The 8,581-nt window shown below is 39.3% G+C and carries 7 protein-coding genes; 1 reads left to right on the top strand and 6 read right to left on the bottom strand.

The window, feature by feature from the left end; all coding sequences use genetic code 11:
* Positions 1–699 precede the first annotated feature (699 nt).
* On the top strand, positions 700–1,101 hold the full coding sequence (locus tag L4C39_RS19635) for a YkgJ family cysteine cluster protein (RefSeq protein ID WP_429747641.1): 402 nt from the start codon (positions 700–702) through the stop codon (positions 1,099–1,101).
* A gap of 282 nt (positions 1,102–1,383) precedes the next feature.
* On the opposite strand, the gene L4C39_RS19630 is transcribed toward L4C39_RS19635, so the two are convergent.
* From L4C39_RS19630 to L4C39_RS19605, 6 genes are all read right to left on the bottom strand, one after another.
* Positions 1,384–2,202 carry a DUF2971 domain-containing protein gene (locus tag L4C39_RS19630; protein WP_429747639.1) on the bottom strand — a complete coding sequence of 273 codons (819 nt, stop codon included), beginning with the start codon at positions 2,200–2,202 and terminating at the stop codon, positions 1,384–1,386.
* Between the two features lie 147 nt (positions 2,203–2,349).
* Positions 2,350–2,790, bottom strand: a complete 441-nt coding sequence (locus L4C39_RS19625; RefSeq protein WP_429747637.1) for a GNAT family N-acetyltransferase — start codon at positions 2,788–2,790, stop codon at positions 2,350–2,352.
* 332 nt (positions 2,791–3,122) lie between these two features.
* Complete coding sequence (locus L4C39_RS19620; protein WP_429747635.1) at positions 3,123–3,329, bottom strand: hypothetical protein; 207 nt, start codon at positions 3,327–3,329, stop codon at positions 3,123–3,125.
* 1,297 nt (positions 3,330–4,626) lie between these two features.
* Positions 4,627–5,022 (bottom strand): DUF3465 domain-containing protein, encoded by a 396-nt coding sequence (locus L4C39_RS19615; RefSeq protein WP_136996129.1) that lies wholly within the window; start codon positions 5,020–5,022, stop codon positions 4,627–4,629.
* Between the two features lie 143 nt (positions 5,023–5,165).
* The gene (locus tag L4C39_RS19610; protein ID WP_429747633.1) at positions 5,166–6,278 is read right to left on the bottom strand and encodes a DUF4236 domain-containing protein; all 1,113 of its coding nucleotides are present in this window, start codon (positions 6,276–6,278) and stop codon (positions 5,166–5,168) included.
* A gap of 726 nt (positions 6,279–7,004) precedes the next feature.
* Positions 7,005–8,039, bottom strand: a complete 1,035-nt coding sequence (locus L4C39_RS19605) for a hypothetical protein (RefSeq protein ID WP_429747631.1) — start codon at positions 8,037–8,039, stop codon at positions 7,005–7,007.
* Positions 8,040–8,581 lie beyond the last annotated feature (542 nt).

The raw sequence follows: 8,581 nt of genomic DNA, 5'->3' as shown, positions 1-8,581 counted from the left end.
CAAAAATGCCAAGCGTTGAGAATCCCTCTTAAATGCTTTGTTATATTGCCCGCACGACAGAGCCAAGTTTAGCGCCAAGGTGCTGAATTGGTTACAAATCTACTGGCTTTGAACTCAGATGTAAAACGGATAGTTCGAAACTCAATCATAAACAACAAAACGCACTTGGCTTAGAAGCGAAATGAGTTGAAATTGGAGTATTTCGATTAGCTAGAATGACAAAGGATTCGAGCAAGAAACCTGACAGCAAAGTGCGCATAAGTAACTATTTTCAATAAAGTCCCCATCAAAAAAGAAGCCGCGCAAAATGAACTTGAGCTAGCAAAACTTACTAATGAGGGGACTTGCGTGACGTTGCAGCTAATTAACCGACAAACATTCTACGTGCGATGGTCATTTTGCTGGCAACATTCACGAAACGAACAGGTGTGTAGCTAGAACGCAGAACAAAGATAAACGGATAATTTAACCCTTTGGATCTTATGCAATATAACGCCGCGTTAAGTGGTGAACAGCGCGACCACTGCACTCAAGACATTATGCCATAAACACTGATGCATATCTTTAAACTGAAGCCGCCAAACGTTGTGAATCCGTCTTAAACGCTTTGTTATATGCAAACTCCCACGCCAAATGCAGAGCTAATTTCACTATTGATGATAGACTCAATCAATAGCCTTCTAATTCAAAGTAAACACCATGAAAGACTGCAACCAATGTGGGAAATGCTGCATCAAATATGGCGATGGTGATTTAGCAGCCACGCAGGAAGAAATAGACCTGTGGGAGCTGTTTAATCCAGATATCTTTGAATATGTGAAAGATGGGAAAATCTGGTTTRATCCAGAAACCAGAGAACAATTAAACCATTGTCCATTTTTGGAGTTAGTGCCGAAGTCAAAGCCAGAAGAGAAAGATAAATATACATGCAGTATTTACTTCGACCGACCAGAAGATTGTCGCCACTACCCTAGCCTTATCAACGAAATGGTTCGAGACGAATGTGAAATGATAGAAATTACTGACTTAGAAAACCCTAAGAAAGCTCAGAAAGAACTCGATAAGCTGATGAGTTCAAGCCGACCTTCGAGCTATTCCTAGGTTGATTTAGGCAATTGCATATAACGCCCAATTAAGTTGCAGACCAACGCAAACCTGAACCTAAAGCAACGCACCGATTACACCCAAACCAATTGGAACTGAAAATGCCACGCGTTGGCTGTCATCTTGAATTGCTTGTTATATTTTACATCAATAGGTTGATTTGCTTGATAAAGAATTGCGATTTAACTTGGTTTTCTAACTCAACTCACTCGCTGTAATTGAAAATGACGCTTAAAAACAGAAAATCACTTCGATAAGAAGGAAATCCAATATTCACTGTTAAAAACCTTCGAAATCAATGATATCGATTCTAAAGTCCTCAGGTATAGCTATAGCTTTATATAAATTAATATTTCGTCCTTCTATAGCTTTCCGAACCCTTAAAATGTCTTTGTTTAACATTTTTTCACCAATTATAATTGATCTAATTACGTCATTACCTAACTGATATTGATTACCTGGCATCTTACTATTTTTAGAAACTAACCTGAACTCTTGTTCGTATTTCCAAACATCATTTTTAGTTGCAAATATTTCTTCGCTATAATCTGAAATATTTTTTTGATTATTAAGCATTTCAAGTATATTTATGGCATATGGTTTGGCATCATATCTAACAGGACAATAACCAATATTTAAAGGCTCTAGCTGCTTATTTAAGTCATATTCAATGCACATCCCTTTTAAACCATTAGCATAATGTCCCCACAATAATGGATGATCATTTACGAACGATAAACTGAATATCTTATTATCATTTCTCACCTCATTAATTTTCTGCATTTGTAGTGGTAAAATTTCAGCGGCAATCGAATCAATAATTATACGACGTTGTTCCGGCGCTGATTCCGAAATTATACTCAAAAGCATATCTTTCGGTATAGGTAAACTGTTGCCTTCTTCTTCTCTTTTGGAAAGATAAAGGCCTAAGGATTGAGTAAAATTATCTGAATTTATCCCTGCGGTTACTTTATAGTAAAGCTCAAAAGGATCATTAAAATCATCAACATGAGAAAACCATATAGTATTCTCAACTATTGAATTAATACTATAGTCGTTGACTTCCCGAAATTTATATAATGGATAAAACTTATTCAATTCTCACCTCAGAAATATAACGCCGCGTTAAGTGGTGAGCAACGCTACCACCCTACCTAAACCATTGTGACATAATCACTTAACCCAAAGTAAGCCGAAACCGCCAAGCGTTGGGAATCCGTCTTAAACGCTTTGTTATGTTTGGATTTAAAGGGATAGACTTAACTCTATTTCACGCCCTTCAACTAAGTTACCTGTTGATACAAAACCACAATTTTCGTAGAAACCTTGAGGGCTTTCAGGACTTGAAACAACACTTGTATATAGAGCCGATACTTCGAATTCATTAACCAGTGCTGATTTCAACAAATCGATAGCAAGACGACCATAACCCTTTGACTGTTGAGATTCATCGAGCATGAACCGCCAAAGCTCAAATTTACTTGAAACTGTGTCTGCATTGACTAAAACAAAGCCAATTGGATTATTGTCGGAATAGATACCTTTGAACCAAGGGAAGCTCATAAAGTTTGCTTCAGCCAATGAAATAGCGTTGCTATCAACATGATTTAGCTGATGTTGAGCCACCTGTAACTGGAAAATCTCATAGAAATTCGTTTCGTCTATATTTCTTAGTTCGAGGCTCATACTACCAATTTCCTTCGAAAACATAACGCCCAATTAAGTTGCAGACCAACGCAAACCTGAACCCAAAGCAACGCACCGATTACACCCAAACTAATTGGAACTGAAAATGCCGCGCGTTGGCTGTCAGCTTGAATTGTTTGTTATATGTTACGATCAACCCTATTACGTCAGATCCAATTTCCAATCAATCTTCCAGCAAACCACGTAACAAAACTAGTCATTAGTGAACCCCACTTACGACTTTATAATACGCCACACCAAGTGTGGCCAGCAAAAACCAAACCTGCTTTCAACAATTTAAGCCACATACAAATCATTGACCTCACCTCGAGTTAACTAAAAAATGATTGCAAAAATTGAACTATAAATCCGAAAGCAGGTGCAAACAAGCACAAGATAGCAAGCACAAATAGAGCAACAATTCGTTTCCACGACTTTGCCGCTTCTTGGGCTGTTTTTACAGCAAACCAAGAGTCAGAAGCTACCAACATTGCGTCTTCTTGCTCTTTATTCACTCTACCTTTTTCATACAAACTCATACTATTATAACTCCTCACCAGAACATCATATAACGCCGCGTTAAGTGGTGAGCAACGCTACCACTGCACTCAAGACATTATGCCATAAACACTGACGCATATCTTTAAACTGAAGCCGCCAAGCGTTGCGAATCCGTCTTAAACGCTTTGTTATATTGCCCGCACGACAAAGCCAAGTTTAGCGCCAAGGTGCTGAATTGGTTACAAATCTACTGGCTTTGAACCCAGAAGTAAAACGGATAATTCGAAACTCAATCATAGACAACAAAACGCACTTGGCTAAGAAACGAAATTAGGCAAATTTGAGCAATTCGATTAGCTAGAATGACAAAGAATTTGAGCGAGAACCCTGACGACAAAGTGCGCTGAAACCACGATTTTCAATTTARCTTCCACGAAAAAGAAGCCGCGCAAAATGAACTTGAGCCAGCAAAACTTAGTAACGAGGAGACTTGCGTGACGTTGCAGCTAATTAACCGACACACTTTCTACGTGCGATGGTTATTTTGATGGCAACTTTCACGAGACGAACAGGTGTATAGCTCGAACGCAGAACAAAGATAAACGGATAATTTAACCCTTTGAATCTTATGCAATATAACGCCCAATTAAGGTGCGACAACGCTATAACACCCAATCTAAACCATTGCGCCGTAAACACAAATTTCAAACCGGAGTGAACTCGCCAAGCGTTAGGAGTCACTCTTAAATTGTTTGTTATATTGCCCGCACGACAGAGCCAAGTTTAGCGCCAAGGTGCTGAATTGACTACAAATCTACTGGCTTTGAACCCAGAAGTAAAATGGATAGTTCGAAACTCAATCATAGACAACAAAACGCACTTGGCTAAAAAGCGAAATGAGTTGAAATTGGAGTCATTCGATTAGCCAGAATGACAAAGAATTCGAGCGAGAAACCTGACAGCAAAGTACGCTGAAGCCACAATTTTCAATGAAGTTTCCACGAAAAAGAAGCCGCGCAAAATGAACTTGAGCCAACAAAACTTACTAACGAGGAGACTTGCGTGACGTTGCAGCTAATTAGCCGACAAATTTTCTACGTGCGATGGTCATTTTGATGGCATTTTTCACGAAACGAACAGGTGTGTAGCTCGAACTCAGAACAAAGATAAACGGATAATTTAACCCTTTGAATCTTATGCAATATAACGCCCAATTAAGGTGCGACAACGCTATGATACCCAAGCTAAACCATTGCACCGTAAACACAAAATTCAAATCGAAGTAAACTCGCCAAGCGTTAGGAGTCACTCTTAAATTGTTTGTTATGTGAATTTTTAATCGTACTTTTTACCGTTGTGCTTTAACCAACCATGCGAATGTCTATTGTTAGGATCGTGGTGTGTCCAGTGCATTACACCACCCTTTTTATTCCATTCATATTCACCGTAAAACTGAACTCGATCGCCTACCCTTAAGTTAGAAACTCTAGGCGCAAGATCGATATTGTGAGCAACAAGTAAGGTTTGTTTACTTTTCAGTCTTATGATGAATTTTTGATGTCGACTTCCATCATTATCATCGGGTAACAAACGAATTACAGTGCCAACCCCCTGAACTTGAAAATCACTTTGATGGTTTTCATATGCCTGTTTCAATTTATGATCATTGGCTTGCGCACCAACTGAAATCAGGCACAAAGCTGCCACAAATATTACTAAAAACTTCTTCATATACTCAAATCCTTTGGATTCACATAACGCCCAATTAAGGTGCGACAACGCTATAACACCCAAGCTAAACCATTGCGCCGTAAACACAAAACTCAAATCGAAGTGAATCCGCCAAGCGTTAGGAGTCACTCTTAAATTGTTTGTTAGGCCGCAATGTTATCACTGTCAATTTCTCTTGGAAGAACTGCTGCTAAACCATTTAGAGATGCTTTAAACTTTTCCGCTGGCCCACGAGTTGATAATTGAATTAACTCATTAAGACCTGATTGGCTTGTAAATGACATTTCCTGATACAGGCAAATTGGTAGCTCATGGTTATCTTTAAATCTACGGTCTGGCCCACCGGATTTATTTACGTATTTCCACGTTTTATCAACGATCAATGCATCAGCAGGAACTGACTCGTCTTCGATAAATTTTTTATCTCCGACCATCACAACCAAATCTTGGTAACTCACAGCTCCAACACCTGTAGTATCATAGACCAACACTCGATCAGGAAAAAAATGTAGTGTTTGACGACCTACTGCAATAGAAACTGTCTTCACATTTGTTTTTAATCGAGGTGGTTCAGAGATCATAATCAATGTCGGCTTTCGATCTATAAGATTGCTTGCACCCGCATGATATTTTTTATCAAGGACTTTGCCTGAAGCTGATATATGCCAACATTTATTGGCTTTTACCATTTGTTCTGCTGCCGAAAACAGCTTGTCATAAGCACATTCCATTTCGGAGTCAAAGTCATAGAAAAGTACTGTCGTCTTAGCTAACGTGTCTCTCGTATAACAAATCCAAGTAGAAACAATCCCCAATACAGCAGTCAAAGCGACAACCCACTTAGGGAGTTCGGCATTATTAATTCCAAAAGCAACAGCAAAGAATAGAATAAAAATAAAAGGCCATGAACTGGACTTTTTCTGTTTTTCATTAAGCTCCTTTAGCAGCTCTGCTGAAGAAGAGTCTACTATCTGCGAAACATGTGCTGACTCAATTTCTTTCAGTGGTTCATGAGTCGGTGCTTCGAATGACTCTTGATAGTTGGGCTGAATAGTGTTGCCGACCATTCTTTCCTGTGAACCAACCGGAATAGTCGAGCGATAATAAATACCATTTGATCCAATATGGACATAGTTACCTCTTGGACCAGTTCCGACTCTTAGACCTTTAACACCGGCTGAAACACCCAATCCAGATTTTGACAAATTGAAACGAAATGGACCAACGCTAATACTCTTTCTTATGTAGAGCCCCATATATTCTCCTAACCTAAATTGACACTCTTGCGGCATAACGCCCAATTAAGGTGCGACAACGCTATAACACCCAAGCTAAACCATTGCACCGTAAACACAAATTTCAAACCAGAGTAAACTCGCCACGCGTTGGGAGTCACTCTTAAATTGTTTGTTATATTGCCCGTACGACAGAGCCAAGTTTAGCGCCAAGGTGCTGAATTGGTTACAAATCTACTGGTTCTGAACTCAGAAGTAAAATGGACAGTTCGAAACTCAATCATAGACAATAAAACGCACTTGGCTAAGAAACGAAATGAGTTGAGATTGGAGAAGTTCGATTAGCCAAAGTGACAAAGAATTCGAGCGAGAAACTTGACGGCAAAGTGCACTGAAACCACAACTTTCAATGAAGTCCTCACGGAAAAGAAGCCGCGAAAAATGAACTTGAGCCAGCAAAACTTACTAATGAGGAGACTTGCGTGACGTTGCAGCTAATTAACCGACAAACATTCTACGTGCGATGGTCATTTTGATGGCATTTTTCACGAAAAGAACAGGTGTGTAGTTCGGACGCAGAACAAAGATAAACGGATAATTTAACCCTTTGAATCTTATGCAATATAACGCCCAATTAAGGTGTGAGCCACGCTACCACGGCACCCAATTTGAACGCCGTAAACACTAAGCTAGACCCAAACCAAAAATGCCAAGCGTGGGGAATCACTCTTAAATTGTTTGTTAGCTTTATGCAGCCCTCGACTCTAGAATCGCTCTAACTATTTTCATATCTGACTCAGCCCTATTTCGATCTCGTATTTGTCCATTATTTTCCATCACGCGAGTTAGTCGACGAATTTGCTCTTCATCCATTGAGTCAAGGTTAGGACGTATTAGCTCACTAAAGTAACTGTCTGCCATATCAAAGCTCCATACTTTAGAGAAACCGTGTATAGCAATTTCATTACACAAGTATAACCAGTCAGAATCATTGGATATAAGCTGCAAATTCTTCAAGTAACTAGCGCGTTTAGAATTTGAAGTATTACCATCCAACGCAACTAGCTGAGGAAACTCCTTAATCGTTTTATCATTTACGAACCAACTGTTGGAGTTGACCTGATTAGATAAGTTTCTTTTAGCCTGCCTAGCATTGGACAAAATCTTACTTAACCGTTGATATTTTGACTTTAGCTCTGCGAATTCCCCGCGCGCTGTTGCTAAGTTCACTGATAACTCTGACTTTTCACTTTCTAATTCTGTCTTTTCTTCTATGAGCTTCAAATTACCATCATTAATTGCGTTAGCAGACCTATCTTTAGATTCAAGCTGACGTTTGTATTCGTTTATTTCTTCTTCTTTGTTTTTTAAGACCTCTTGGTGAAACTGTTGAACTTTTTGAACTGAAGCCCTCAGTTCGTTACTTTGTTCTAATGTAAGCATTGTTTCACTTGAATATTTATCGCGTTTTTTCAAGCCTTCACTGCGGTTCCATTCAGTGTATATAAAGACAAATCGTTGCAGTAAAGGCTGTATAACAAGTAATGATGCCGTGATTAATAGTGGGACTATAATCGTGTTGTACTCGAAACCTGACGCCTCCGGCGATATCCCTGATTTAAAGGCAACAACACGCTCGTCAATCGTTTTCGTCCCTAGAATCAATGGGAGAACTAACTCCCAATTATAAAGAAGCCATGAACAAATATATGTACCGTAAAGCGGACTGCTAACTCTCTGGTATAGCGCTGCTTTAATGGAGTTTGTTATCTCTTTAATCATTTGAAACCTAAATAATTTTAATAATAAAGCTAACGCCGCATTAAGGGGTGAACAACGCCTCCACCCGACCTAAAGTATTGTACCGTAAACACTAAATTTGAAGTAGATACAAAAATGCCAAGCGTTGAGAATCCCTCTTAAATGCTTTGTTATATTGCCCGCACGACAGAGCCAAGTTTAGCGCCAAGGTGTTGAATTAGTTACAAATCTACTGGTTCTTAATTCAGAAGTAAAACGGATAGTTCGAAACTCAACCATAGACAACAAAACGCACTTGGCTAAGAAACGAAATGAGCTGAAATTGGAGTCATTCGAAGAGCCAGAATAGCAAAGAATTCGAGCGAGAAACCTGACAACAAAGTGCGCTGAAGCCACGATTTTCAATGAAGTTCCCACCAAAAAGAAACCGCGCAAAATGAACTTGAGCCAACAAAACTTACTAACGAGGAGACTTGCGTGACGTTGCAGCTAATTAGCCGACAAACTTTCTACGTGCGATGGTCATTTTGATGGCATTTTTCACGAAAAGAACAGGTGTGTAG

It is taken from the genome of Vibrio clamense (assembly GCF_050337905.1).
Classification (GTDB): domain Bacteria; phylum Pseudomonadota; class Gammaproteobacteria; order Enterobacterales; family Vibrionaceae; genus Vibrio; species Vibrio cortegadensis.
The sequence above is the reverse complement of the archived record's forward strand: the minus strand, read 5'-3'. Positions and strand labels throughout refer to the sequence as shown.